Annotated in this window: 21 protein-coding genes; 13 read left to right on the forward strand and 8 right to left on the reverse strand. The window is 65.8% G+C overall.

Annotated elements, in window-relative coordinates; translation table 11 throughout:
- Positions 1–112: 112 nt before the first annotated feature.
- A complete protein-coding gene (locus SOM28_RS05545) occupies positions 113–577 on the reverse strand; it encodes a hypothetical protein (protein ID WP_320467480.1) in 465 nt (154 codons plus the stop codon).
- A 354-nt stretch (positions 578–931) separates the two neighbouring features.
- On the opposite strand from SOM28_RS05545, the gene SOM28_RS05550 reads away from it, so the two are divergent.
- The 3 genes from SOM28_RS05550 (at position 932) to SOM28_RS05560 (ending at position 7,665) form a co-directional block, all read left to right on the forward strand.
- Positions 932–3,136 carry an O-linked N-acetylglucosamine transferase, SPINDLY family protein gene (locus tag SOM28_RS05550; protein WP_320467481.1) on the forward strand — a complete coding sequence of 735 codons (2,205 nt, stop codon included), beginning with the start codon at positions 932–934 and terminating at the stop codon, positions 3,134–3,136.
- Positions 3,137–3,325: 189 nt separating this feature from the next.
- Positions 3,326–6,673 (forward strand): MHYT domain-containing protein, encoded by a 3,348-nt coding sequence (locus SOM28_RS05555; protein WP_320467482.1) that lies wholly within the window; start codon positions 3,326–3,328, stop codon positions 6,671–6,673.
- Positions 6,670–7,665 (forward strand): response regulator, encoded by a 996-nt coding sequence (locus SOM28_RS05560; RefSeq protein WP_320467483.1) that lies wholly within the window; start codon positions 6,670–6,672, stop codon positions 7,663–7,665. The genes SOM28_RS05555 and SOM28_RS05560 overlap by 4 nt, the downstream gene beginning before the upstream one ends.
- A 161-nt stretch (positions 7,666–7,826) precedes the next feature.
- On the opposite strand, the gene SOM28_RS05565 is transcribed toward SOM28_RS05560, so the two are convergent.
- The 5 genes from SOM28_RS05565 to SOM28_RS05585 all read right to left on the reverse strand — a co-directional run bounded on the left by SOM28_RS05565 (position 7,827) and on the right by SOM28_RS05585 (position 14,752).
- A complete protein-coding gene (locus tag SOM28_RS05565; protein WP_123069804.1) occupies positions 7,827–8,996 on the reverse strand; it encodes a glycosyltransferase family 4 protein in 1,170 nt (389 codons plus the stop codon).
- A 12-nt stretch (positions 8,997–9,008) separates the two neighbouring features.
- Complete coding sequence (locus SOM28_RS05570) at positions 9,009–10,148, reverse strand: glycosyltransferase family 4 protein (RefSeq protein WP_320467484.1); 1,140 nt, start codon at positions 10,146–10,148, stop codon at positions 9,009–9,011.
- Positions 10,145–11,095, reverse strand: coding sequence for a GDP-mannose 4,6-dehydratase (locus SOM28_RS05575; RefSeq protein ID WP_123069806.1), 951 nt, complete (start codon positions 11,093–11,095; stop codon positions 10,145–10,147). The genes SOM28_RS05570 and SOM28_RS05575 overlap by 4 nt, the downstream gene beginning before the upstream one ends.
- A gap of 1 nt (position 11,096) precedes the next feature.
- Positions 11,097–12,137 carry a GDP-mannose 4,6-dehydratase gene (gmd, locus tag SOM28_RS05580; protein WP_123069807.1) on the reverse strand — a complete coding sequence of 347 codons (1,041 nt, stop codon included), beginning with the start codon at positions 12,135–12,137 and terminating at the stop codon, positions 11,097–11,099.
- 302 nt (positions 12,138–12,439) lie between these two features.
- Positions 12,440–14,752 carry an NADP-dependent malic enzyme gene (locus SOM28_RS05585; protein WP_320467485.1) on the reverse strand — a complete coding sequence of 771 codons (2,313 nt, stop codon included), beginning with the start codon at positions 14,750–14,752 and terminating at the stop codon, positions 12,440–12,442.
- A gap of 140 nt (positions 14,753–14,892) precedes the next feature.
- On the opposite strand from SOM28_RS05585, the gene thiL reads away from it, so the two are divergent.
- Positions 14,893–15,867 (forward strand): thiamine-phosphate kinase, encoded by a 975-nt coding sequence (gene thiL, locus SOM28_RS05590; RefSeq protein WP_320467486.1) that lies wholly within the window; start codon positions 14,893–14,895, stop codon positions 15,865–15,867.
- A 20-nt stretch (positions 15,868–15,887) separates the two neighbouring features.
- On the opposite strand, the gene SOM28_RS05595 is transcribed toward thiL, so the two are convergent.
- Entirely contained in the window at positions 15,888–17,027 is a 1,140-nt protein-coding gene (locus SOM28_RS05595; protein WP_320467487.1) for a glutathione-independent formaldehyde dehydrogenase, read from the reverse strand.
- Between the two features lie 179 nt (positions 17,028–17,206).
- A complete protein-coding gene (locus SOM28_RS05600; RefSeq protein ID WP_320467488.1) occupies positions 17,207–18,130 on the reverse strand; it encodes an AraC family transcriptional regulator in 924 nt (307 codons plus the stop codon).
- Between the two features lie 87 nt (positions 18,131–18,217).
- On the opposite strand from SOM28_RS05600, the gene SOM28_RS05605 reads away from it, so the two are divergent.
- The 9 genes from SOM28_RS05605 (at position 18,218) to SOM28_RS05645 (ending at position 24,986) form a co-directional block, all read left to right on the forward strand.
- Positions 18,218–19,045 carry an oxidoreductase gene (locus SOM28_RS05605; protein WP_123070460.1) on the forward strand — a complete coding sequence of 276 codons (828 nt, stop codon included), beginning with the start codon at positions 18,218–18,220 and terminating at the stop codon, positions 19,043–19,045.
- Positions 19,046–19,110: 65 nt separating this feature from the next.
- Positions 19,111–19,695: a TetR/AcrR family transcriptional regulator gene (locus tag SOM28_RS05610; protein ID WP_123070459.1), complete on the forward strand. Its 585-nt coding sequence runs from the start codon at positions 19,111–19,113 to the stop codon at positions 19,693–19,695.
- A 121-nt stretch (positions 19,696–19,816) separates the two neighbouring features.
- Positions 19,817–20,449: a hypothetical protein gene (locus SOM28_RS05615; RefSeq protein WP_320467489.1), complete on the forward strand. Its 633-nt coding sequence runs from the start codon at positions 19,817–19,819 to the stop codon at positions 20,447–20,449.
- 17 nt (positions 20,450–20,466) lie between these two features.
- Positions 20,467–21,210 (forward strand): cytochrome b/b6 domain-containing protein, encoded by a 744-nt coding sequence (locus tag SOM28_RS05620; RefSeq protein ID WP_320467490.1) that lies wholly within the window; start codon positions 20,467–20,469, stop codon positions 21,208–21,210.
- On the forward strand, positions 21,203–21,970 hold the full coding sequence (locus tag SOM28_RS05625; protein WP_320467491.1) for a molybdopterin-binding protein: 768 nt from the start codon (positions 21,203–21,205) through the stop codon (positions 21,968–21,970). Before SOM28_RS05620 ends, SOM28_RS05625 begins: the two co-directional genes overlap by 8 nt.
- A gap of 21 nt (positions 21,971–21,991) precedes the next feature.
- Complete coding sequence (locus SOM28_RS05630; protein WP_320467492.1) at positions 21,992–22,558, forward strand: DUF308 domain-containing protein; 567 nt, start codon at positions 21,992–21,994, stop codon at positions 22,556–22,558.
- Positions 22,559–22,561: 3 nt separating this feature from the next.
- Complete coding sequence (locus tag SOM28_RS05635) at positions 22,562–23,767, forward strand: SGNH/GDSL hydrolase family protein (protein ID WP_320467493.1); 1,206 nt, start codon at positions 22,562–22,564, stop codon at positions 23,765–23,767.
- Positions 23,768–23,848: 81 nt separating this feature from the next.
- The gene (locus SOM28_RS05640) at positions 23,849–24,619 is read left to right on the forward strand and encodes a hypothetical protein (RefSeq protein WP_320467494.1); all 771 of its coding nucleotides are present in this window, start codon (positions 23,849–23,851) and stop codon (positions 24,617–24,619) included.
- 76 nt (positions 24,620–24,695) lie between these two features.
- Entirely contained in the window at positions 24,696–24,986 is a 291-nt protein-coding gene (locus SOM28_RS05645; RefSeq protein ID WP_320467495.1) for a hypothetical protein, read from the forward strand.
- Positions 24,987–24,991 lie beyond the last annotated feature (5 nt).

Below are 24,991 nucleotides of genomic sequence, written 5' to 3' on the forward strand. Positions count from 1 at the left end.
CACCGACACGCCCGATTTCGTTCCGAGCTTCACAACTTTCAGCTTGACGAACTGTTGCTTACGATTTGAGGTTGCATTTTTCATAATCCTCACCTTTCTTCAGATCAACAATTCAGACAATTTCGTACTTTAAGCCTACTATCTTACCTCGCTTTACCATTTCAGTGGTAAATCCCAGCGCTTTGTAGTAGTCAATTAGCTCTGATGCCGGCTCCCATACAACAGCTTGACGACATTTGGCAATGCGACCGATGTAGTCTAAGTAACGCTTAGCAACCACCCCAACGGAAGCGATTTGATCGTCGGATACATTCGGGTTACGCTCGATTCGATCGATCCGAGCAGCTACTCTACCATCTGTTATTTTGCCTAAGACCAGGCAACACAACGTCGGGTCGATCCAGATCGCTAACGCAATATGGCGAGGCCGACTAGACCATTTTTTGTAGAGCTTTTCCCAACTCCAGTCCACTAACCGCTCGGCGTCGTCCTCCCAGAGAGTAGCGTAACGCAGCGCTTCGGGCCCAATGTCAGCCAATCGAATTTCTGACATCCCTTCCGCCGCCAAGTCTTGCATCAGGATATTCCGCGCCTCGACACGCATTGTACGATACAGGTCTGCGAGTTCTCGTCGTTTGCTATAGGACATATGTAGCGGTGCAAAAATTACAATGCTGCACCTCGCTACGTGCCTCGTCAAGCACAAATTGGAAGTCTTCTTCATAACGAAAAGAGCCACTCCAAAATCACGCATTGCTGTCACAAGTCATTGTTTTTACTACGATGAAGATTCCAGCCGGAGGCACCAAACCAGCAAGCTAGAAACCCGCATCCATCACCGGACCAGCGGTTTTTTTGTTACCCAGCCCGGCCTGTGGCACGAGATACAGCCTCCTTGACCCTCGCCCGCCTCATACCCTAATGTAGCGCCATGAGCACGCCCCCCCCCAGCGCTGACGTCCGCCAGATCGTCGACCAGGCCATGCAGGCCGCACACCTCGAAACCGAGGCGGGCAACTTCGACCAGGCGCTCGCCCTGTACGGGGCGGTACTCGATCTCCAACCCGGCCACGCCGGCGCCCACCACGCCGTGGCCGTGCTGGCCATCCGCGCCGGGGATGCGGAGGTGGCGATGCCCCATTTCGCCGCCGCCCTGGAAGCCGACCCCGACCAGGAGGCCCACTGGCTGGCCTATCTCGACGCCCTGATCTCAGCGCGCCAGTTCTCCGCCGCCGCGCAATTGCTCCAGCTCGGCCGGACCCACGGCCTGCAAGGTCCGGTCATCGACGACATCGAACGGCAGCTGGCAAGCTCGGGCGCGCCCGACAGCGCCGAGATCGACGCCGCCGCAGCGCTGTTCGCCGAGGGACGCAGCGAAGAAGCGTACGAGGTCGCGCGCGCGCTCGTCGAGCGCTTCCCCCAGCACCCATTCGGCTGGAAATTATTGGGCGGCATTTATCACCGGCGGGGCGAGGCGCAGGGGGCCCTGCATGCGATGGCGATGTCCGCCAGGTTCGACGACGACGATCTCGAAACGCTCAACAACCTGGGCACGCTGCTGATGCGTGCCAACCGGCTGGACGAGGCCGAAAATGTGCTGCGGCGCGTGATCGCGCGGCAGCCCGGGAATGTGGATACCCTTAACCAGCTGGCCATTACCCTGTCCGAGCAAGGGAACCTGTCCGAAGGGTATGCCACCGCCACCGCGGTGCTGGCGCTCGATCCACAGCATGAGAATGCCACCATCACACTCGCGCTGATCTTGCAGGCCCAGGGTCGGGCGGCCGAAGCGGTGGCTGTCTATCGCACATTGCTGAAGCGACGCCCGGAGAATATCGGCGCCCGCAGTAATATGTTGTTTTGCATGAACGAAATGCCCGGGCTCACGCCGGACGCGCTGTTCCGCGAGCACCTGCACTATGGCGAGCTGGTCGAACGCAACACCTCGCCGTCGCTCCACTGGGACAACACGCCCGAGCCGGAGCGGCGCCTGCGCATCGGCTTCGTATCGGGCGACCTGCGCAACCATGCGGTCGCCGCCTTCATCGAGCCGGTTTTCGAGCGCCTGGGACAGCGTCCCGGACTGGCGCTGCATGCCTACTACAACCATACCCTGAATGACTCGGTCACCGCGCGCCTGCGCGGCCACCTGCCCCATTGGCGCGACATCACCGAGCTCGACGACGATGCGCTGGCGCGGCTGGTGCGCGCCGACGGCATCGACATCCTGATCGATCTGTCCGGCCACACTTCCTTCAACCGGCTGCCCGCCTTCGCGCGCCGGCTGGCGCCCTTGCAGGCATCCTGGATCGGCTACCCCGGCACCACCGGCCTGGCCGCGATGGACTACTACCTGGCCGAGCGCAAGTTCCTGCCGCGAGGGCAGTACGACCACCTGTTCACCGAAAAACTGGTGCAGTTGCCATTGTCGCTACCCTTCCACCCGGTCACCACCGCGCCCGACGTCGGCCCGCTGCCCGCCCTGGCCAACGGCTACGTCACGTTCGGCAGCTTCAACCGTCTCAGCAAGTTCAACCGCGAAGTGATCGGGGCCTGGGGGGCGCTGCTGCGCGCCCTGCCCGATGCGCGGCTGCTGATGGCCGGGATGCCCGAGCAGGACGACCATGCCCTGCTGCGCGCCTGGCTGGAACAGGAAGGCATCGCCGCGCACCGCGTCGAATTCCATGGCCGCACCGGGATGCACGACTACCTGGCGCTGCACGGGCGGGTCGACCTGTGCCTCGACACCTTCCCCTACCCGGGCGGCACCACGACCATGCACGCCGGCTGGATGGGCGTGCCGACCCTGACCCTGGATGCGGGCACCGTGACCGGACGCCAGACCGCCTGCTTCCTCGAGTACTGCGGGCTGCACCATTTCGTCGCGCACGATGTCGACGATTTCGTCGCCAAGGGCCTGGCCATCTGCGCCGACCTGCCGGCGCTGGCGGCAGTGCGCGCCACGCTGCGCGAACGTTATGCGCTGCCCACGTCGGACTCCAGGACCCGGATCGCCGACGGCATCGAGCATACGCTGCGCCTGATCTGGCGCCGCTGGTGCCAGGGTCTGCCGCCAACCGGTTTCGAGGCGACGCTGCCAGCTTCCCCTGCCGACGCACCGCCGCGATCGGCGTAGCCCCATGCAATCTGCGAGCGAACGTGGTTGCTCAACCACGCCCGCAGCAAAATGGTCGCTTGGAAGCTACATTACATCGCTAAAAATCCAGTAAATCCAGTAATCACTACATTTCCACGCGGGAAGATGCCATACTTCGCGGTCATGCCTTATGGATAGAGTTTTCCTATCCTGACTACCCGCGAATTCATGTTGCAATTATTTAACGCCCCTGCCGACCCATCCATGCTGACCTATGGGGTCTATGAGCCACGCCTGGTCGTGCTGTCGCTGCTGGTGGCGATTTTTTCTTCGTGGATGGGCCTGCAGATCACGGGCCGCGCCAGCAGCAATCCGGCGCACCGCGCCATCGTGCTCGGCGCCGGCAGCCTGGCCCTGGGCGCCGGCGTATGGTCGATGCACTTCATCGGCATGCTCGCTTTCAACCTGTGCACGCCGGTCCATTACGACCATGGCATCACGCTGCTGTCGGCACTGCCCAGCATCGGCGCATCCTGGGTCGCGCTGAACCTGATTTCGCGTCCCCAGCTGCGCCTGGCGCACCTGCTGGTGGGCGGGGTGCTGGTCGGGGCCGGCATCGGCGCCATGCACTATACCGGCATGGCCGGCATGCGCACGCGCCTCGACCTCTACTACGATCCGGCCATGTTCGCGCTGTCGATCGTGGTCGCGGTGGTGCTGGCCACGCTGGCCCTGGGCGTGCGCCATGGCCTGTCGCGCTACAAGTCGATGACCGATTCGCGCCGCCTGCTGATCGCGGCGGTGGTGATGGGCTGCGCGATCGCCGGCATGCACTATACCGGCATGGCGGCGGCGCGTTTCGCGGGCGAAGTCGATCCCTATGGCCTGTCGGGTTCCAACAGCGACTTCCTGGCGCTGTCGATCACGCTCATCACGGTGGCGCTGTCGCTGGGTGTGGTCGCCGCCAACGGCCTGCTGCGCTACCGCGAGCTATACCTTGGCCTGGAGCGCAGCGAAGCCTGGATGCGCGCGCTGCTCACCACCACCGTCGACGGCGTGATCACGGTCGGGCGCGACGGCACCATCACCGAATTCAACGCCTCGGCCGAGCGCATCTTCGGCTGGCGGCGCGACGAGATCGTCGGGCGCAATATCGCCCTGCTGCTCAATGAGCGTGACCGCAGCGCCGAACGCGGCCTGCTGCACGTGCTGCGCAAGGGCAGCCTGGAAGGCCTCAACACCAGCACCGAAACCTTCGGCCTGCGCAAGGACGGCAGCCTGGTACCGGTGCGCGGGGCGCTCGGCCACGCGCTGCTGGATGGACAAGACCTGTTCGTCTGCTTCGTCACCGACATCAGCGAGCGACGCGCCATGGAAGGGGCACTGCGCGACAGCGAACAGCAGTTCCGTTCCCTGATCGGCAATATTCCCGGCATCTCCTACCGCAGCAAGCTCGATGGCGACTGGCCGATGGTCTTCGTCAGCGAAGCAGTGGAGCGCGTCACCGGCTACCCGGCCGCCGACTTCCTGGGCGAGCCGCCGCGGCGCGTGTTCGGCGCCATGATCCATGCCGAAGACCGCGTCCGGGTCGCCAGGGAGACCGGCGCCGCCTTGCGCGAAGGACGGCCCTACCTGGTGGAATACCGCCTGCTGCATGCCGATGGCGGCGTGCGCTGGCTGTGGGAAAACGGCACCGGTGTGCGCAACGAGGCCGGCGACGTGCAGTGGCTGGACGGCGTCATCCTCGACATCACCGAGCGCCGCCAGATGGAAGAAGCGCTGCGCGCCGCCAAGGAAACCGCCGAGCAGGCGGCCGCCGCGCGCGCGACCTTCGTGGCCAATATGAGCCACGAGATCCGCACCCCGATGAATTCGATCCTGGGCTTCACCGACGTGCTGCTGGACGGCGACCTGGACGTGGAGCAGCGGCGCCACCTGGACACCATCCGCAGCGCCGGCCGCGCCCTGCTGCGCCTGCTCAACGAGATCCTCGACACCGCCAAGCTCGAAAAAGGCGCGGTGGAGCTGGAGCAGAACGACTACAACCTGCTGTCCCTGATCGACGAACTGTCCTCGACCCTGGCCGCGAACGCGCGCGCGAAGGGCCTGCACCTGGACATCCAGTACGATCCGGCGCTGCCGACGGGCCTGCGCGGCGACGAGCTGCGCATGCGCCAGGTGCTGACCAACCTGCTCGACAATGCGATCAAGTTCACCGCCAAGGGCAGCGTGACGCTCAAGGTCGGCGCCGAAGGCGACCAGCTGTGCATCGCCGTGATCGACACCGGCATCGGCATCGCGCCCGAGCGCCTGACCGCCATCTTCGACCCATTCACCCAGGCCGACGCTTCGATGACGCGCCGCTTCGGCGGCACCGGCCTGGGCACCACGATCAGCAAGCAGCTGGTCGAGCTGATGGGCGGCCGGATCTGGGCCGAGAGCGAGCTCGGATGCGGCACTACCTTCCACGTGCGGGTGCCGCTGGTGCTGGCGCGCTTTGCGCAGCAGGCGCCGCGCGTGCGCAGCGCCGCCGTGCTGCCGCCGCTGCGCGTGCTGGTGGCCGACGACGTGCCGCAGAACCTGGAACTGATGCAGCTCCTGATGAGCCGCCGAGGCCACACCATGACCGCCGTCCGCGACGGCGCCGCCGTGGTCGAACTGGCCGTCGACGGCGGGTTCGACCTGGTGCTGATGGACTTCCAGATGCCGACCATGGACGGCCTGGCCGCCACCCGCGCGATTCGGGCCAGTGAAGCACAAGAGGGCCGCCCGCGTTTGCCGGTGATCGCGATGACCGCCAGCGTGCTGCAGGAACACCGCACTGCCAGCGTCGATGCCGGCATGGACGGTTTCGCCAGCAAGCCGGTGGACTGGTTCGCGCTGTCGCACGAGATCGCGCGCGTGCTCGGATTGTCGAGCAGCGCGCCGGATGCGCCTGGTGCGGCCAATGCGCCGCGCGAAGTGCTGAACCGGCGCGCCGGCCTGCACCGCTGGAGCAACCGCGAGGACGCCTATGCCGAGGCGCTCGAGCACTTCGCCCGCCAGTACGCCGACCTGGGCCAGGCGCTGCGCCTGCACGCGGCCGGCGGCGAACACCAGCAGCTGCGCATGCTGGCGCACAAGGTGCGCGGCGCGGCCGCCAACGTCGGCCTCGAGCTGCTGGCCGACGCCCTGGCCGCCCTGGAGCAGGCCACCGATACGATGCCGACCGATGCGCGCCGGGTCGCCAATACCGTGGTGGTGGCGAACAATGCGCTGGACGCCGCGCTCGAGGCGCTGAGCGCCGTGGCGACGACGCCGGCGCCGGTGGCGCAAGGCAGCACGGTCGACCTGGCGCGCGCGCGGCGCGCCGGCGGCGTGCTGCTCGAGGCCCTGCGCCGTGGCGCCCTGAACGACGGCGCCATGGCCAGCCTGGCCGCGGCGCTGGCGGCGCATCCGGCCGCCACCCGCGTGACCCAGGTCCAGTCGGCGATCGCCGACTTCGACTTCGACCTCGCCCTCGGGCACCTGGAGACCGTCATCGGCCTGCTGGGTGATGGGGCACTTGACGACGTTTCCGACGAATCCCCAGCATGAGCCAACCGAATACCCGCCCGCTGATCCTCGCGGTCGACGACGAAGCCAGCAACCTGCAGCTGCTGCGCCAGATCCTGCAGGACCACTATCGCCTGCTGTTCGCCAAGGACGGCGCGCGCGCGCTCGAACTGGCGCGCCAGGAGCAGCCCGACCTGGTGCTGCTGGACGTGATGATGCCCGGGATGTCGGGCTACGAGGTGTGCGCCGCCCTCAAGGCGCATCCGGCCACCGCCTCGGTACCGGTGATCTTCGTGACCGCCCTGACCGAGACCGCCGACGAGGTCGAAGGCTTCGAGGCCGGCGCGGTCGACTACATCACCAAGCCAGTCAGCCCGCCGGTGGTGCGGGCGCGCGTGCGCACCCACCTGTCGCTGGTGCGGATGGAAGAACTGCGCGCCAGCCGCCTGGAGATCGTGCAGCGCCTGGGCCTGGCGGCCGAGTACAAGGACAACGAGACCGGCCTGCACGTGATCCGCATGAGCCACTTCTCGCGCATCCTCGGCATCGCCGCCGGCATGACGGAGATCGAGGCCGACGACCTGCTGCACGCGGCGCCGATGCACGATGTGGGCAAGATCGGCATCCCCGACCGCATCCTGCAGAAACCGGGACCGCTCGACGCCGACGAATGGAAGATCATGCAGGGCCACGTGACGATCGGCGCCGAGATCATCGGCGAGCACGATGGCGGCATGCTGTCGCTGGCGCGCCAGATCGCGCTGACCCACCACGAGAAATACGATGGTAGCGGCTATCCGAACGGCCTGGCCGGGGAAGACATTCCCCTGGTGGGCAGGATCGTGGCGATCGCCGACGTGTTCGACGCGCTGACTTCGGTGCGGCCGTACAAGAAGGCCTGGACCGAGGAAGATGCGGTGAATTTCCTGCGCGAGCAGAAGGGCCGCCACTTCGACCCGCAGCTGGTGGACCTGTTCGCCGACCAGATGCCGGCGATTCGCGAGATCAGGCTGCGCTGGGCCGAGACGGCGTAACAATCCATCTTCGTTAGCCTTGAAACGTCGTTCCCGCGGAGGCGGGAATCCAAGTCTCGTCACACAGTGGCAGGGGCAAACGTAGCCGCGTAGCACGCAAACTTGGGATCCCGCCTGCGCGGGAAGTCGTTGCTGCCAGTGGCAGGAACGACGTGCTGGCGCTAACGAATGAACTGCGATTTAGGCTGTTCAACCGCCGTATCGACTTCCTTGGGCAAACGCCTTGCCACCAGCTCGTGGTACAGCGCCGTGTAATTGGCCGCCATCTTCTCTGACGTAAACAATTCTTCGAAACGCGCCTCGGCGCGGCGGCCCATGGCGCGCGCCATGTCCGGGTTGTCCCACAGGGTGCGCATCGCCGCGCGCAGCGCCTGCGCGTCGGACGGCGGCACCACCAGGCCGGTGTCGCCATCGACGTTGATATAGGTGGTGCCGGTGCCGATCTCGCTCGAGATCATCGGCTTGCCGTACATCGCTCCTTCGAGCAGCGAGATGCCGAAGGCTTCCGAACGCAGGTGCGAGGGGAAAGACACCGCATAGCACAGGGTCAGCAGCGCCGCCTTGTCCGGTTCGTCGATCGCGCCGACGAACATCACGTTGGACAGGCCCAGGCGCGCAGCCTGTTCCTTGAGCTCCTGCTCGATCGGCCCGGCGCCGACGATCACGATCGGATAGTCGAGCCCTTGCGCCGCCTCGAGCAGGATGTGCAGGCCCTTGTAGTAGCGCAGCACGCCCACGAACAGGAAGAACTTGGGGCCCACGCGCTCGCGCCAGTGCGCCAGGCGGTCGGGCTCGGGCTGCGGATAGGTGCCGCGGTCCAGGCCGAAGGGAATGACCGAGGTTTTTTGCTTGTAGCGCGCCAGTACGGTCGATGAACCGAGGTAGTTGGGCGAGGTGGCGACGATCGCGTCGACGCTCTTGAGGAAGCGGTGCTTGAGCGGCTGGTACAGGCGCAGCAGGTGGCGCTGGCGCACGATGTCGGAGTGGTAGGTGACCACCGTCGGCTTGTCGACCCGGGCCATGAAATGGGCCAGGTCCATGAAGGGCCAGGGGAAGTGGTAGTGCACCACGTCGGCCTGCTTCGCCAGGCGCGCCAGCGCGCCGATCGACTGCACCGAGATGGCGTTGGACGCGATCTCGGCATTGAGCGGCACGCGGTGCACCATATGGCCTTCGAATTCGAACGGAACCAGGTTGTCTTGCCGCGACAGCGACAGCACCGTATTGCTCACGCCGAGGCGGCCGGTACCCACGCACATCTGGCGGATCACCTGTTCGACCCCGCCCACGGAATCCGGGTGGTAGGTCTTGTAGAAATGAAGGACACGCATAATCAACTCAGCTTACTGCGAAAGGACGGCACGGTACACTTCCGCCGTCAGGCGTGCGGTGTTTTGCCATGTCAGTTGTTCGGCGCGGGCGCGTCCGGCGGCGATACAGCGCGCGCGCGCAACACCGTCCGTGGCCAGGATGCGCATGGCGTCGGCGATGGCGCCGCTCGACAAGGGGTCGACCAGCAGCGCCGCGTCGCCCGCCACTTCCGGCAGCGAGGTCGTGTTCGAGGCCACCACCGGCACGTTCGAGGCGAAGGCTTCCAGTACCGGAATGCCATAGCCCTCATACAAGGACGGAAAGACGAAGACGCCGGCGCCGGCATACAGGTCGCGCAATTGCCCATAGTCGGTCAGGCGATCCAGCCAGACCACGTTCTCGCCCGCCGCCTGCGCCGCCTTGATCGACGCCACCAGGGCTCCGCTGCGCGCGCCGGGTGCGCCGACGATTACCAGGCCGCGCTCGGCGCGCAAGGGCGCGGGCAGCGCCAGATATGCGTCCAGCAGGCGCTCGACGTTCTTGCGCGGTTGCAGGGTTCCAACAAAGAAGAAATAGCCAGGCTGCAGGCCATAGGCATCCAGGGTCGCCTTGACGGCCTGCGGTTCGGGCGCGGTGAGCCATTCCTCGTCGACGCCGCAGGGCACCACCGAGATGCGCCGCTCGTCGACGCCGAAGCATTCGACCAGTTCTTCGATGGCGAAGTGCGACAGCGCGATCACGTGATCGGCCTTGCGCGCCGCCCGGGCTTGCAGCCAATTTTTGACCTTGCGCAGGCGCGGATTGCACCATTCCGGGTGCTTGATCGGCAGCGCATCGTGCAGGCTGGCCACCACCGGGCAATCCATGCGCACCACGCGGTAGTCGGTCACGTGGAAGATGTCGACTGGCATGTGGACACGGTGCGCGCCCGGCGTCACCAGGTCGGTCAAGGTCGCTGACTCAAAAGATTGAGGGAATGCCTGGCCGATGGAGATACCCGCATCGCCCTGGCGCAGGCGGGGCCAGGAAAACGGCGCCACCTCGCAGCCCGTTGCGGGCAGGTGCTGCATCAAGGCCCGGGTGTAGACGCCGATGCCGTCCAGGCGGCCACCGGTCAAACCGGGCTCGACCATGGTCGTGCCCAGACCGACCTTGATGACTGCCGGTTTCACGCCCGGTACATCCAGTCCAGCGTCTCGTGCAGCGGCGTCGGCGCCAGGTCGCCGATCACGGCGGCCAGCTTGCTATTGCTGCCAGTCAGTTGAAGCACGTCGTTGGCGCGCACGAAGGCGGGATTGACCTGCACGTCGATACGGTAGCCGGCAATCTCGCCCATCGTCTCGATGACGCTCGACAGCGAGTGCGGGGTGCCCGAGCAGACGTTGAAGGCCTCGCCGGCGGGCGCTGCCGCCAGCAGGCGGCGGTAGCTGCGCGCCACCATGCGCACGTCGGAGAAATCGCGCGCGATGGCAAGGTTGCCCAGTTCGATGCGTTGTTCGTTGCGGCGGAAGTGGTTGACGATCTTGGGCAGGAGGAAATTCTCGGCCTGGCCCACGCCGGTGTAATTGAATGGACGCACGATCGTGATCGGCAACTTGTCCATCCACAGGCGCGCCATGTACTCCATCGCCAGCTTGCTGACCGCGTAGTCGTTGGCCGGCGCCGGCGGCACGCTTTCGTCGATCACCGGCACGTTGGCATTGCCGTAGATATTCGCCGACGACGCCAGCAGCACACTGGTGGGGCGATGCGCGCCGGCCGCCAGTGCTTCCAGCAGGTTGCGCGTGCCCACCACATTGACGCGGTAGATCGCCTCGACGTTGGCATGGCCCACGAAGGCGATGCCGGCCAGGTGGGCCACGACGTCGGGCTTGACCTCGGCGACCATGGCGGCCACCGCATCGCGGTCGCACAGGTCGACCGCAAACAGATCGGGCCCGGTTTCCTCGCCCGGCATCACGGTGCCGAACACACGGTAACCCGCGGCCGTGAGTTCTTGCGCCAGGTAATGGCCGGTGAAGCCGCGCAGGCCCGTGATCAGGGCGCGGCGGCCCTCCCCTTCACGCCCGCTCGCCTGCTTGGCGAGGGCGGAAACGTCATCCGTGGCCAGGCGCGTCATATCAGAACGAGAAGCCCTGTTCGTTGCGACGCAGGTCGGCGTCGACCATCATCTGGCACAGCTCTTCGAGCGTGGTCTTCGGCTCCCAGCCCAGCTCGCGCTTGGCTTTTTCGGGGTCGCCGATCAGCAGCTCGACTTCGGCCGGACGGTAGAACTTGGGCGAGACGCCCACCAGCTGTTTGCCGCTCTGGCTGCAGTGGGCGACTTCTTGCTCGCCCGAACCGCTCCAGTCCAGCGTGACGTTGGCGGCCTTGAAGGCCATGGTGACGAAGTCGCGCACGGTCTCGGTGCGGTTGGTCGCCAGCACATAGGTATCGGGCTTGTCGGCCTGCAGCATGCGCCACATGCCTTCGACGTATTCCTTGGCGAAGCCCCAGTCGCGCTTGGCGTCCATATTGCCCAGTTCCAGCAGTTCCAGCTTGCCCTGCACGATCTTGGCCACCGAATCGGTGATCTTGCGGGTCACGAACTCGCGGCCGCGCAGCGGCGATTCGTGGTTGAACAGGATGCCCGAGGAACCGAAGATGTCGTAGGACTCGCGGTAATTGATGGTCATCCAGTGCGCGTACAGCTTGGCCACGCCATACGGGCTGCGCGGGTAGAACGGCGTATCTTCTTTTTGCGGGATAGCCTGCACCTTGCCGAACATTTCCGAGGTCGACGCCTGGTAGAAGCGGATCTTCGGATTGACGATGCGGATGGCTTCGAGCAGGTTGACGGCCCCCAGGCCGGTAATCGAGGCGGTGGTCACCGGCTGGTCGAAGGACACGCCGACGAAGCTCTGCGCCGCCAGGTTGTACACCTCGCTCGGCTGGGCGGTTTCGATCAGGCGCAGGCTCGAGGCCAGGTCGGTCAGGTCGTATTCGACCAGCGACAGGTTCGGGTGCGAGGTGATGCCGAGTTCATCGATGCGCCAGAAATTGACCGAGCTCGAACGACGGTAGGTGCCGGTGACGTGATAGCCTTTTTCCAGGAGCAACTGGGCCAAATAGGCGCCATCCTGGCCGGTGATACCGGTGATGAGGGCTCGTTTGTTTTGCATGTTCTTGGATGGATATGAAGGTGGTCTTGCGGGCGCCACGTATTACCTGACGAGCCCGGCGAAGCTAGGATTGTAACAGAGGAGGTCGGTTTGCCTAATTGCACATCAGAAACGAGTGCAAATAAATCAACACTTATCTGAACATTATGACCCGAAAATGACGCTCATCGACGGTCGCTTACGGTTTGTTACCAGTGTCTTTGCAGGACGACAAACCGCGACAGCTGAAGACAGGTCCAGACAAAAACGCCTGCCCGGGCGCAAGGCGCTCGGGCAGGCGTCAGGTACAAACCGGCTAATTATTACCGCTGAGAAACAGCGTCCACCACGGCCAGCGCCGTCATGTTGACGATCCGGCGGACGGTCGCCGACGGGGTCAGGATGTGGACCGGGCGCGCGCAGCCGAGCAGGACCGGGCCGATCGCGATGCCGTTGCCGGCCGCCGTCTTGAGCAGGTTGTACGAGATATTGGCGGCATCGATGTTCGGCAGCACCAGCAGGTTGGCGTCGCCCTTCAGGGTCGATTCCGGCATGATCTTCGCGCGGTTCTTGGCGTCGAGCGCGGCGTCGCCGTGCATCTCGCCGTCGATTTCCAGTTCCGGCTTCTTCTGCTGCACCAGGGCCAGGGCGGCGCGCATCTTTTGCGCCGATTCCGAATTGGCGCTGCCGAAGTTCGAGTGCGACAGCAGGGCCGCGCGCGGCGCGATGCCGAAGCGCTCCATTTCCTCGGCCGCCATGATCGTGATCTCGGCCAGTTGCTCGGCGTTCGGATTCTCGTTGACGTGGGTGTCGACCATGGCCAGCTGGCGTTCCGGCGTGATGATGAAGTTCATCGCCGCATAGACGTTGGCGCCGGCGCGCTTGCCCAGCACCTGGTCGATGAATTCCAGGTGCATCTGGGTGGTGCCGTAGGTGCCGCAGATCATGCCGTCGGCTTCGCCCTTGTGGATCATCATGGCGCCGATCAGGGTGTGGCGGCGGCGCATGGCCAGCTTGGCCAGGTCTTGCGTCACGCCCTTGCGCATCACCATCTGGTGGTAGCTCTGCCAGTAATCGCGGTAGCGCTCGTCGAAGTCGGGGTTGATGACGTCGAAGTGCACGCCCAGCTTGAGGCGCAGGCCGAACTTCTCGATGCGCTGCTCCAGCACCGCCGGACGGCCCACCAGGATCGGGCGCGCCAGCTTTTCGTCGACCACCACCTGCACCGCGCGCAGCACGCGTTCATCCTCGCCCTCGGCGTAGACGATGCGCTTGAGCTCAGGCGGCGCGCTCTTGGCGACCGTGAACAGCGGCTTCATGAAGGTGCCGCTGCGGTACACGAACTGCTGCAGCGTTTCGGCGTAGGCTTCCAGGTCTTCGATCGGACGGGTGGCGACGCCGCCATCCATCGCGGCCTTGGCCACGGCCGGCGCGATATGGGTCAGCAGGCGCGGGTCGAACGGCATCGGGATCAGGTATTCCGGACCGAAGGACAGGTTCGAGATGCCGTAGGCCGAGGCCACGATGTCCGACTGCTCGGCGTGGGCCAGGTCGGCGATCGCGTGCACCACGGCGATTTCCATTTCGCGCGTGATGGTGGTCGCGCCGCAATCCAGGGCGCCGCGGAACATATAGGGGAAGCACAGGACGTTATTGACCTGGTTCGGATAGTCCGAACGGCCGGTGGCGATGATGGCGTCGCCGCGCACCGCCTTCGCGTCTTCCGGCAGGATTTCCGGATTCGGGTTGGCCAGCGCCAGGATCAGCGGGCTCGGGCCCATCTTCGCGACCATGTCCTGCTTGAGCACGCCGCCGGCGGACAGGCCCAGGAAGATGTCGGCGCCAGGGATGACGTCGGCCAGCGAACGGTGCGGCGTGTCTTGTGCGAAGCGTTCCTTGTCCGGGTCCATCAGTTCGACGCGACCTTTATAGACCACGCCGGCCAGGTCGGTGACGAAGATATTCTCGATCGGGAAGCCCAGGTCGACGATCAGGTCGAGGCAGGCCAGCGCGGCCGCGCCGGCGCCCGAGACCACCAGCTTGCATTCCTTGATGTTCTTGTTGACGACCTTCAGGCCGTTCAGGATGGCGGCGCCGACGATGATCGCGGTGCCGTGCTGGTCGTCGTGGAAGACCGGAATCTTCATGCGCTCGCGCAGCCGGCGCTCGATGTCGAAGCACTCGGGCGCCTTGATGTCTTCCAGGTTCACGCCGCCAAAGGTCGGCTCGAGCGAGGCGATGATGTCGACCAGTTTATCGGGATCGGTCTCGTTGATCTCGATGTCGAACACGTCGATCGCGGCGAACTTCTTGAACAGCACGCCCTTGCCTTCCATGACCGGCTTCGATGCCAGTGGACCGATATTGCCCAGGCCCAGCACAGCGGTGCCGTTGGAAATCACGGCGACCAGGTTGCCGCGCGCGGTGTATTTGTAGGCGTTGGCGGGGTCCTTGACGATTTCCTCGCAAGGCGCGGCCACGCCCGGGGAATACGCCAGGGCCAGATCGCGCTGGTTCAGCAGGCCCTTGGTGGGCGCCACGCTGATCTTGCCGGGACGGGGAAACTGGTGATACTCGAGCGCTGCTTGACGCAGTTGCTGACGTAATTCTTCTTTTTTGTCAGATGACGAATCCATGCTGGGCAGCCTTCCTGATACAAAACGGGACTTTCGATTCTATCAGACAGCATGTTGTCAATGGCTACGTATTTTCACCACACTTATGTGCGGTTGCAGCAATTTCTGGCAGACCAACCGAGGACGGTACAATCGTCGCCATGCTTTCCGAATTCGACCTCATCAAGCGCTTTTTCCACCGCGAACGCCCCGGCCGCCATGACGTCGCGCTGGGCATCGGCGACGACTGCGCCCTGCTGGCCCCGACGCCTGGCCGCCAGATCGCGATCTCGTCCGACATGCTGGTCGAAGACCGCCATTTCTTCGCCGGCGCCGATCCTGTCATGCTGGGCCACAAGGCCCTGGCCGTGAACCTGTCGGACCTGGCCGCGATGGGCGCGCGGCCTATTGCATTCACCTTGGCGCTGGCGCTGCCGCGGGCCGACGAGGCATGGCTGGACGGCTTCTCGCGCGGCCTGTTCGCGCTGGCCGACGAACATGGCTGCGAACTGATCGGCGGCGACACCACCAAGGGGCCGCTGAATATCTGCATCACCGTGTTCGGAGAAGTCGTCCCCGGCCATACGCTGCGGCGCGCTGCAGCCAAACCGGGTGACGACATCTGGATCTCGGGCACGCTGGGCGATGCACGCCTGGCGCTGGCAGGCTGTTGGAAAGAGGTCGAACTCCCCCCTGAGACACAGGAGCAAGCCGCGCCGAGGCTGCACATGCCAACGCCGCGCGTGGCCCTCGGCTTGGCCCTGGCCGCGACGCCGATTGCACACGCCGCGCTCGACATCTCGGATGGCCTGGTCGGCGACCTGGGACACATCCTGGCGGCATCCGGCGTCGGCGCCACGCTCGACGTCGACGCTCTGCCGGCTGGCCCGGCGCTGGCGCGCCAGGACCTCGCGCTGCGGCGCCGCTTCACTGCGGCCGGCGGCGATGACTATGAATTGTGCTTCACAGCCCCGAGCGACCAACGCGCGGCGGTGCTGGAAGCGGCGGCGCAGGCCGCCACGCCGGTCACCCGGGTGGGCACGATCGAGACCGCACCCGGCCTGCGCCTGGTCGATGCGCACTGCGCGCCGCTCGACCTGGGTTTGACGGGCTGGGATCACTTCAGCGCGGGTTAAGCTGCTGAGATTTCCCGGTATTACTTTCCTGGTTTGAGCACCACCTTGGTCCAGCCCTCGGCACGTTTATCGAAGTTCTGGTAACCGGTCGGCGCCTCATCCAGCGCCAGTTCATGCGAGATGATCTGTGACGGCTTTGCCTTCCCGGCATGGATCAGCTTGGCCAACTGGCGGTTGTAGTGCTTGACGTTGGCCTGTCCCGTGCCGATCTTCTGGCCCTTGAACCAAAAACTGCCGAAGTCGAAGGCCAGCTTGCCTTCCTTGGCCAGTTCATCGTGCGCACCCGGATCCTCCGGCAGGAACACGCCCACCACGCCGATGCCGCCGGTCGCCTTCACCGTCTGCACCAGGTTGTTCATCGTGAGGTTCGGCACTTCCTTGCCATGCTTGTCGCAGCATTGGTAACCCACGCATTCGCAGCCGCGGTCGGCCCCCTTGCCATCGGTCAGGTCGAGCACTTTCTGCACGCCGGCGCCTTCGGTATCGTCGATCGCGATGGCCCCCATCTTTTCGGCCAGGGCCAGTCGATCCTTGTGTGTATCGACCACGAATACCTGGCTGGCGCCCTTGATGAAGGCGGACATGGTCGCCATCAGGCCGACCGGCCCGGCGCCGTAGATGACGACCGATTCACCCGCCTTCACGCCGGCCAGTTCGGTCGCGTGATAGCCGGTTGGGAAGATATCCGACAGCATCACATAGTCGTTTTCCTTTTCCTTCGCATCGTCCGGCAGCACCAGGCAGTTGTAGTCGCCATAGGGCACGCGTAGCAGCTCGGCCTGGCCGCCGCTGTATGGACCCATGCCGGCGAAACCGTAGGCCGCGCCCGCGGTGCCGGGATTCGCAGTCAGGCAATAGCCTGACAGGCCGCGCTCGCAGTTTTCACAAAAACCGCAGCCGATATTGAAAGGCAGGCAGACGATGTCGCCGACCTTGACGCGGTCGACCGCCTTACCCACCTCGATCACCTCGCCCATGTTCTCGTGCCCGAGGATGCGGCCGGTTTCCATGCTGGTGCGGCCCTCGTACATGTGCAGGTCGGAACCGCAAATATTCGTGGTCGTGATCCGCACCAGCACGTCGGTGGGTTTCTCGATCTTCGCATCCGGCATGTTCTTGACCTGGACGTCGCAGGGGCCGTTGTAAACAAGTGCTTTCATGGATATCCTTTTTCGCTCGTTGAGCAAGGCGCATTACAGCGCATCGCTATGTAATTCAGGATATAGCGCGCACCATCACAGCGGTGCACGGTTGCCCGATAGAACGTTACATACCTGGATATGCAAAGCCGCCAGATCGTCGACACGGCCTTCCGCCTGGCCGCACCGTGGCATCATCGTCAATGCGATGACACGAAGGCCGGATTGGCCTGCGGCGGCAGCGCGAAGCTGGAACGCATGCGCCTGGCTTCCTGCGCCGGACTCAGGCCGAACAGGCGCTTGAACTCGCGTCCGAATTGCGAGGCGCTTTCATAGCCCACTTCCGATGCCGCGACCGCCGCGCTGCGGTCGTTGCGCACCATGAGCAGCCGCGCCTGGTGCAGCCGGATCGATTTCAGATACTGGATCGGCGTGGTGCCGGTGACCGTCTTGAAATGCTGGTGGTAAGTCGGCACGCTCATGGCGGCGTCCAGCGCCAGCTGTTCCACCGTCAGCGGCTCGCGGTAGGCCGCGTGGATGCGCCGCAGGGTCTTGAAGATCTGGCCGAACTTCCCCTGCCGGGCCAGCGCCGCGCGCATGGCGCTGCCCTGCTCCCCGGTCAGCACGCGGTAATACAGCTCGCGCAGCAATCCGCGTCCCAGCACTGCCGCCTCCAACGGGTCGGCCAGCGCCTGCACCAGGCGCAGCACGGTCGCAGCGAAGGCCGCATCGACCGGCGTCGACACCATGCTCCTCGCGCCCGCCTCGGCCAGGCCGCCATGCTGCTGGACCTGCAGCAGCACGTCGGCCGCCAGTTCGAGGTCCAGGTGCAGGTAGATGGCCAGCAGCGGCTCGGCCGCGCTGGCCTGGGTCTCCATGGTGAACGGCACCGGCGCCGCCACCGCGAGGTAATGCTGGGCGTCGTAGCGATACACCTCGCCGCCGAAATACCCCTGCTTGCTGCCTTGGCAGACGATCACGATGCCGGGATCGTACAGCACCGGCGTGCGCGCCAGCGGGCGGTCGGAACGCAGCAGCCGGACATCCGGCAGCGGCGTCAGGTTATAGCCTTCCAGCGGCGACAGGGCGGCCAGCAGTTCGACGGTTTGTTCGCGGACACTCATAGGATTGGGCCAGAAATCGACCATTTCAGGCATCAACAGCCTGGAGCTGAAGAATATTATGCCAGTCATCGCAAACAAGGAGGACATATGGGCAAGCTATTCTTCATTACCGGCGTCAGCAGCGGATTCGGGCGGGCACTGGCACAGGCCGCGATCGTGGCAGGTCATCGCGTGGCCGGCACGGTGCGTGGCACGGAGCAGGCGAGCGCCTTCGCGGCCCTCGACCCGGCGCACGCGCATCCGCAGTTGCTGGACGTGACCGACAGCGCCGCCATCGAGGCGGTCGTGGCCCGCGTCGAGCGCGAACTGGGCCCGATCGACGTGCTCGTCAATAACGCGGGCTACGGCCACGAAGGCGTGCTGGAAGAATCGCCGCTGGACGAGATGCGCCGCCAGTTCGACGTCAACGTATTCGGTGCGGTGGCCGTGATCAAGGCCGTGCTGCCCGGCATGCGCCGGCGCCGCCAGGGCCACATCGTCAACATCACCTCGATGGGCGGCGCCATCACGATGCCGGGCATCGCCTATTACTGCGGCAGCAAGTTCGCGCTGGAGGGGATCTCGGACACGCTGAGCAAGGAACTGGCGCCGTTCAATATCGCGGTCACCGCCGTCGCGCCGGGATCATTCCGCACCGACTGGGCCGGACGTTCGATGGTGCGCAGCCCGCGTGCGATCGGCGACTACGACGCCAGCTTCGAACCGGTACGGCGAGCGCGCATCGAGAAAAGCGGGAAGCAGCCCGGCGATCCAGCCAGGGCGGCGCAAGCCATCCTGCGCCTGGTCGACAGCGAGAGCCCGCCGGCCCACCTGCTGCTCGGCAGCGATGCGCTGGCGCTGGTGCGCACCGCCCTCGCCGGGCGGATGGCCGAGATCGATGCGTGGGAGGCCGTGACCCGCTCGACCGACGGCTGAAGGGATCGGCACGGGCCCGGAAACTCTGCTTGACGATCCTCCCTACCAGAAGGTAGGATACTCGCATGAAGAAAATGTCCAACACCTCCGAAGACATCCTGACCTGTGCGCGCGCCCTGATCGTGGCCGGTGGCTACAACGGCTTCAGCTACGCGGATATCGCCGACGTGGTCGGCATCCGCAAGGCCAGCATCCACCACCACTTCCCGAACAAGGTCGACCTGGTGAAGGCCATCGTGGTGCAGCACCGCCAGGCGACGGCCGACGGGATCGAGCGGCTGCAGCAGGCGATTCCCGACCCGCTCGCCATGTTGCGCGCCTATACCCAGTACTGGGAAAAGTGCATCGAAGACCTGAGCGCGCCGTTCTGCGTATGCGCCCTGCTGGCCGGGGAACTGCCGATCCTGCCGGCCGACGTGGCGGTGGAGGTGCGCGGCTACTTCCGCTTCCTGTCGGCCTGGATGGCCTCGGTGCTGGAACGGGGCGTCCAGCAGGGCACGATCCGGCTGGCGCAGCCGCCCGAGGTCGAAGCCGAGGTCTTCATGGCCACGGTGCACGGCGCCATGCTGTCGGCACGCGCCTATGGCGATGCGAAGGTGTTCGGCGCCATCACGGCCGCCCAGCTGGCGCGCATCCAGGCGCCGGCATGAGTGTCACCCGGGCGTTCCAGAGAAGAACGCCCGGATCCGGTCCGGTCCCGCCAGTCATGGCGCAGCGTGCGGGCACCGGCATTTTTTTGCGCCCTCAATCTACCAACTAGTAGGTATATACATGAACAATATTCAATTCCGTCGTTTCATCCCATTGCTGGCCGCCGCGACGCTGGCCGCAGGCGCCGTGTCACCCGCCCTGGCTGCGGGCAATGCGCAGGACAAGGTCAATGTGCGCGGCAAGATCATTGGCCTGTCCGCCAACACCCTGCAAGTGAAAAGCCGCGAAGGCGAAACCGTGACGGTGACGCTCGCCGAAGGCTACAAGGTGGCCGGCGTGGCGCGCGCCACCATGGCCGACATCAAGCCGGGCAGCTTCGTCGGCATCGCCTCGCTGCCGAAGGCCGAAGGCGGCGACGGCGCGCTCGAAGTGCTGGTGTTCCCGCCCGCGATGAAGGGCATCGGCGAAGGCAGCTACGCCTGGGACCTCAAGCCGAAGAGCAATATGACGAATGCGACGGTGGCCAATGCGGTGCAGGGCGTCGACGGCCATACCGTCACCGTGACCTACCACGGCAAGGAAAAGAAGATCGCCATCCCCGACGGCACCCCGATCGTGACGCTCGGACCGGCCACGGGCGCCGACCTGAAGCCTGATGCCGTCGTCTTCATTCCGGCGCAGAAGGACGCGAAGGGCAAGCTGGTCACGCAGCAGATCGTGGTCGGCAACAACGGCATCGTGCCGCCGATGTAATCGCCACCGAGGTTCCCATGCACATCCACCAGGCAGCCCAGGAAAAGGCGGCGCCGCGCGTCGTCATGATCCAGCGCCACGCCGTCGTCACGCGGCTCACCCACTGGCTCAACGCCGTCTTCTTTTGCGTACTGGCGGCCAGCGGCATGCAGATCTTCAATGCATGGCCGCAGCTGTACTGGGGCCAGGCCGGGGCCGACAGCGCGCAGGCGTGGCTCGCGCTCGGCCCCTTCCCCGCCTGGCTCACCTTGCCCTCGGCGCAAGACCTGGCCGCCGGGCGGCGCTGGCACCTGTTCTTCGCCTGGTGCTTCGTCTTCAACGGCGCGGCCTACCTGGCGTACGGCCTGCTGAGCGACCACTTCCGGCGCCACCTGCTGCCGCGCCGGAGCGAACTCGCCGCGCGCCACCTGTGGCGCGAAGTGCTCGACCATGCCCGCCTGCGCTTCGCGCACGACGAGCGCGCGCGCGACTACAACGCGCTGCAAAAACTCAGCTACCTCGCCGTCATCGGCCTGCTGCTGCCGCTGATGGTGCTGACCGGCCTGACGATGTCGCCGGGAATGAACGCCGCCGTACCCTGGCTGCTCGACCTGTTCGGCGGGCGCCAGTCGGCGCGCACCCTCCATTTCATCAGCGCCGCGCTGCTGGTGCTGTTCCTCGTCGTGCACCTGGCCATGGTGCTGCTGTCGGGCCCGTGGAACAACCTGCGCTCGATGCTGTCGGGACGTTATGCGGTCCAGGAAGGAGGCTCCCATGACTGATTTCCTTGCCGGTCGGCGCCGCTTCCTGGCCGGCGCCGGCGCCCTGGCCCTGGCCGGCTGCGACCTGGGCGGGCCGTCCGCCGGAACCGGCGACGTCCTGCGCCTTGCCGAAAGCCTGACGATGGGCGCGCAGCGCCGGCTGCTGGACCGCACGGCACTGGCGCGCGAGTACACCGAGGCCGACATCTCGCCGCGCTTTCGCGTCAACGGCACCAGCATGCCCGACAGCGACACCTATGCCGCGCTGCTCGCCGGCGGCTTCGCCGACTGGCGCCTGCAGGTCGGTGGGCTGGTCGCGCGCCCGCAGTCGTTTTCGCTGGCCCAGCTCAAGCTGCTGCCTTCGCGCACCCAGATCACGCGCCACGACTGCGTGGAAGGATGGAGCGCGATCGGCAAGTGGACCGGCGTGCCGCTGGGCTTCCTGCTCGGCGCGGTCGGCGTCATGCCGTCCGCGCGCTACGTGGTGTTCCACTGCGCCGACGAACTGGAAACGACGCTCGACGGCAGCGGCCGCTATTACGAGAGCATTGACCTGGTCGACGCCTTCCACCCGCAAACAATTCTCGCCTACGGCATGAACGGCGCCGACCTGGGCGTCGGCCATGGCGCGCCGCTGCGGCTGCGCGTCGAGCGTCAACTGGGCTACAAGCAGGCCAAGTACCTGATGCGGATCGAGCTGGTGGACAGCTTTGCCGGCCTGTGGGGCGGCAACGGCGGCTACTGGGAAGACCGCGGCTACGAATGGTATGCCGGCATTTAATTTCAACCGAAGGGGGACACCATGAACAAACTACCTGCCCACCACGCCGCCGATGAAGGCTGGCTGAAACGCTACTACTTCGTGCGCGCCGGCTTTTCGATCTGCTGGGTGATCGCGGTGCTGGCGCTCGCCAGCCAGTCGGCGGTCGCCAGCGCGGTGCTGCTGGTCGCCTATCCCGCCTGGGACGCGCTGGCCAATATGGCCGACGGCCGCCGCAGTGGCGGGCTGGCGGCCAACCGCACCCAGCTCCTGAACGTCGTCGTGAGCCTGGCCGTCGCGCTGGCGCTGGCCATCTCGCTGCCCGACATGCACCGCGTGCTGGCGGTGTTCGGCGCCTGGGCCGTCCTGTCCGGGCTGCTGCAGCTCGGCACGGCGCTGCGCCGCTGGAAGTCGTTCGGCGCCCAGTGGGCGATGGTCCTGAGCGGCGCGCAGTCGGCGCTGGCCGGCGCCGTCTTCATCGGCCAGGCGCGCATGCCGGCCGAACCCACGGTCGCCACGGTGGCCGGCTACGCCGGCTTCGGCGCCTTCTACTTCCTGATGTCGGCGCTGCTGCTGCAGTTCCGCCCGCGGCGCCTCAGGGCCGGCTAGCGCATGGCGCTGGCTTTTCATCCGCTGGTCACGCCGCTCGGGCCGCGCTTCATCCATGGCGCGGTCGAGGTCGAGAAAACGGATGCCGGCTTCCTGCCGCACCGGCTGCCCGCCTGGGCCAGGGTCCGCTCGCGCGATCCGCAGCTGGCGCTGGCCGCGGCGCAGGGCGCGGGCGTGCGGCTGGCGTTCCAGACCGCGTCGCGCTGGCTGGAACTCGTGGTGCGCGCGACCCGGCCCGCGAGCGGTCCGGACGGCGTCTATGACCTGCTGGTCGACGGCCGCCTGGCGCGCCGTGCCAGCGCGCGCGGGACGCGCTCACTCAAGATCGACGTCCGGTCCGGCGCGACCACGCCGGTCGGCGCCGGGATGCAGACCGTGCGCTTCGACGACCTGCCGGGCGGACGCAAGACGGTCGATATCTGGCTACCCCACGACCAAGTGACCGAGGTCGTGGCGCTGCGCTCGTCGGCGCCGGTGGCCGCGCTGCCCTCGCTGCGCAAACGCAGATGGCTGCACCATGGCGGCGCGATCAGCCAGGGCGCGAACGTCTTGCACCCCACCGGCACCTGGCCCGCCGTCGCCGCGCTGCGCGCCGGCGTGGACCTGCTCAACCTGGGATTGAGCGGCAACGCCCTGCTCGATCCCTTCCTGGCGCGGACCATCCGCGACCTGGATGCCGACCTGATCAGCCTCAAGATCGGCATCGACCTGGTGCACACCGACCTGATGCGCCTGCGCGCCTTCGGCCCGGCGGTGCATGGCTTTCTCGACACGATCCGGGACGGCCATCCGACGACGCCGCTATTCGTCGTCTCGCCGCTGTGCTCTCCGATCCACGAAGACGTGCCGGGTCCGACGCAGTTCGAGACCGAGGCGCTGGCCGCGGGCCGGGTGCTGTACCGGGCCACCGGCGACGTGAACGAGATCGCGCAGGGCAAGCTGACGCTGGGGGTCATCCGGCAGGAGCTGGAAGCGATCGTGCACGAGCGGGCCGCCGTCGATCCCAACCTGCATTACCTGGATGGCAGGCGGCTGTATGGCCTGGCCGACAGCGCGCGGCTGGTCCTGCGCGACGAGCTGCATCCGGACGGCGCCGGCCACCGGCTCATCGGCGAGCGCTTCGCCGGGCTGGTGCTGGCGCCCAGCCATGCGCCGGTGGCGTATCGCGAGGTCGGGCTTCAGGCCGGCAGCAGCCCGCTCGCCCGATAGGTGTCGAATTCACCATGAGATCCTTTACATGATAATTTGAATGTCATATGATATTCACCATATCATCCAAAGGCACGAAAAATGCGTTTTTCAAAAACAGACATGCAGGAACAGCTGCTTGCTTTCCTCTCGGCATATGGCGAGGAAATCACCAGCCTGATTGGCGCAAATGGTCCGCCAGAACCGGAGGCCATCCGCGCCTCCGCGCTCTGGAATGCGGTGAGCGACATGTATGACTACGGAACGGCCGGCGTGCCCAACGGTGAACTTGGTCCGGGAAACGCCGTCGATGGAACCTATGCCCGCGCCGAGGCGTTCTTTCGCACGCTCGACACGCCTGCCATGAAAGTCTACCTCGATACATGCGGCGCTCCTTTTCCTGCAATGGCGCTGCGCACCGTGCACGGCGCCATTGCGCGGATCGTTCTCGACGGTGGCCGCCGCCATCGCGATCATGCGATGGATGTGTATGGGCTCGGCAAGGGCGATGGCGACGACCTGACGTTGCCCGAAATTGCACTGCTGGCGAATATGGATGAGCGTAGCGTGCGCAATGCCGCCAACCCCAGGCTCGCGGATCCGTTGAAAACGCGGCAGGTCGGGAACCGTTCCCTGGTCACTGTGGAAGAAGCGCGCCGCTGGCTGGCTGGCCGCAAGGGATTCGTACCGACCATGAGCGGCATGGAGTACGTCCAACGGCCCCCCGTCGATTTCAATATCAGCGTCCCCCAGGAGTTCCATGACCTGGTCCAGCGCATGGCCGAAGAGACCGGCGCTCCGATCAGCGTCATCGCCATGGAACTCTTCCTCAAGGCGAGCGAGGCCGCAATGGGCGACGCCAAGAAGTCGTAACACGCGCAACACGATTCGCCGCAGCCGCCCTGGCGGCGCCCCGCCCGCTACCGGGCTACCCATTGAAAGGAACATCATGGCAAGGACACCACTCGTGCGTATCGCCTATGTACAATTCGGCCCAGGTGGAAAATCCTACCCGACCCGATGCCATCGCCCGGACATCGGCGCGGGACAGGCGGTGACGGTATTGATGCGCGCCGGGACGCCCGGGGAATACTGGATGGACGGCTTCGTCACGGACATCGGCTTCCAGCGCTGGAGTTGCAGCTCCCACACGCTCCACCGCGCCGACGAGGCGCCGGGATTTCGGCTGGTCGACGACGTGCCTCCGTCCTCGTCGTCGCCGGCGCAGGCTGTACGCTGACGCAT

This window comes from Massilia sp. CFBP9026 (genome assembly GCF_034045165.1).
Taxonomy (GTDB): Bacteria; Pseudomonadota; Gammaproteobacteria; order Burkholderiales; family Burkholderiaceae_D; genus Telluria; species Telluria arenae.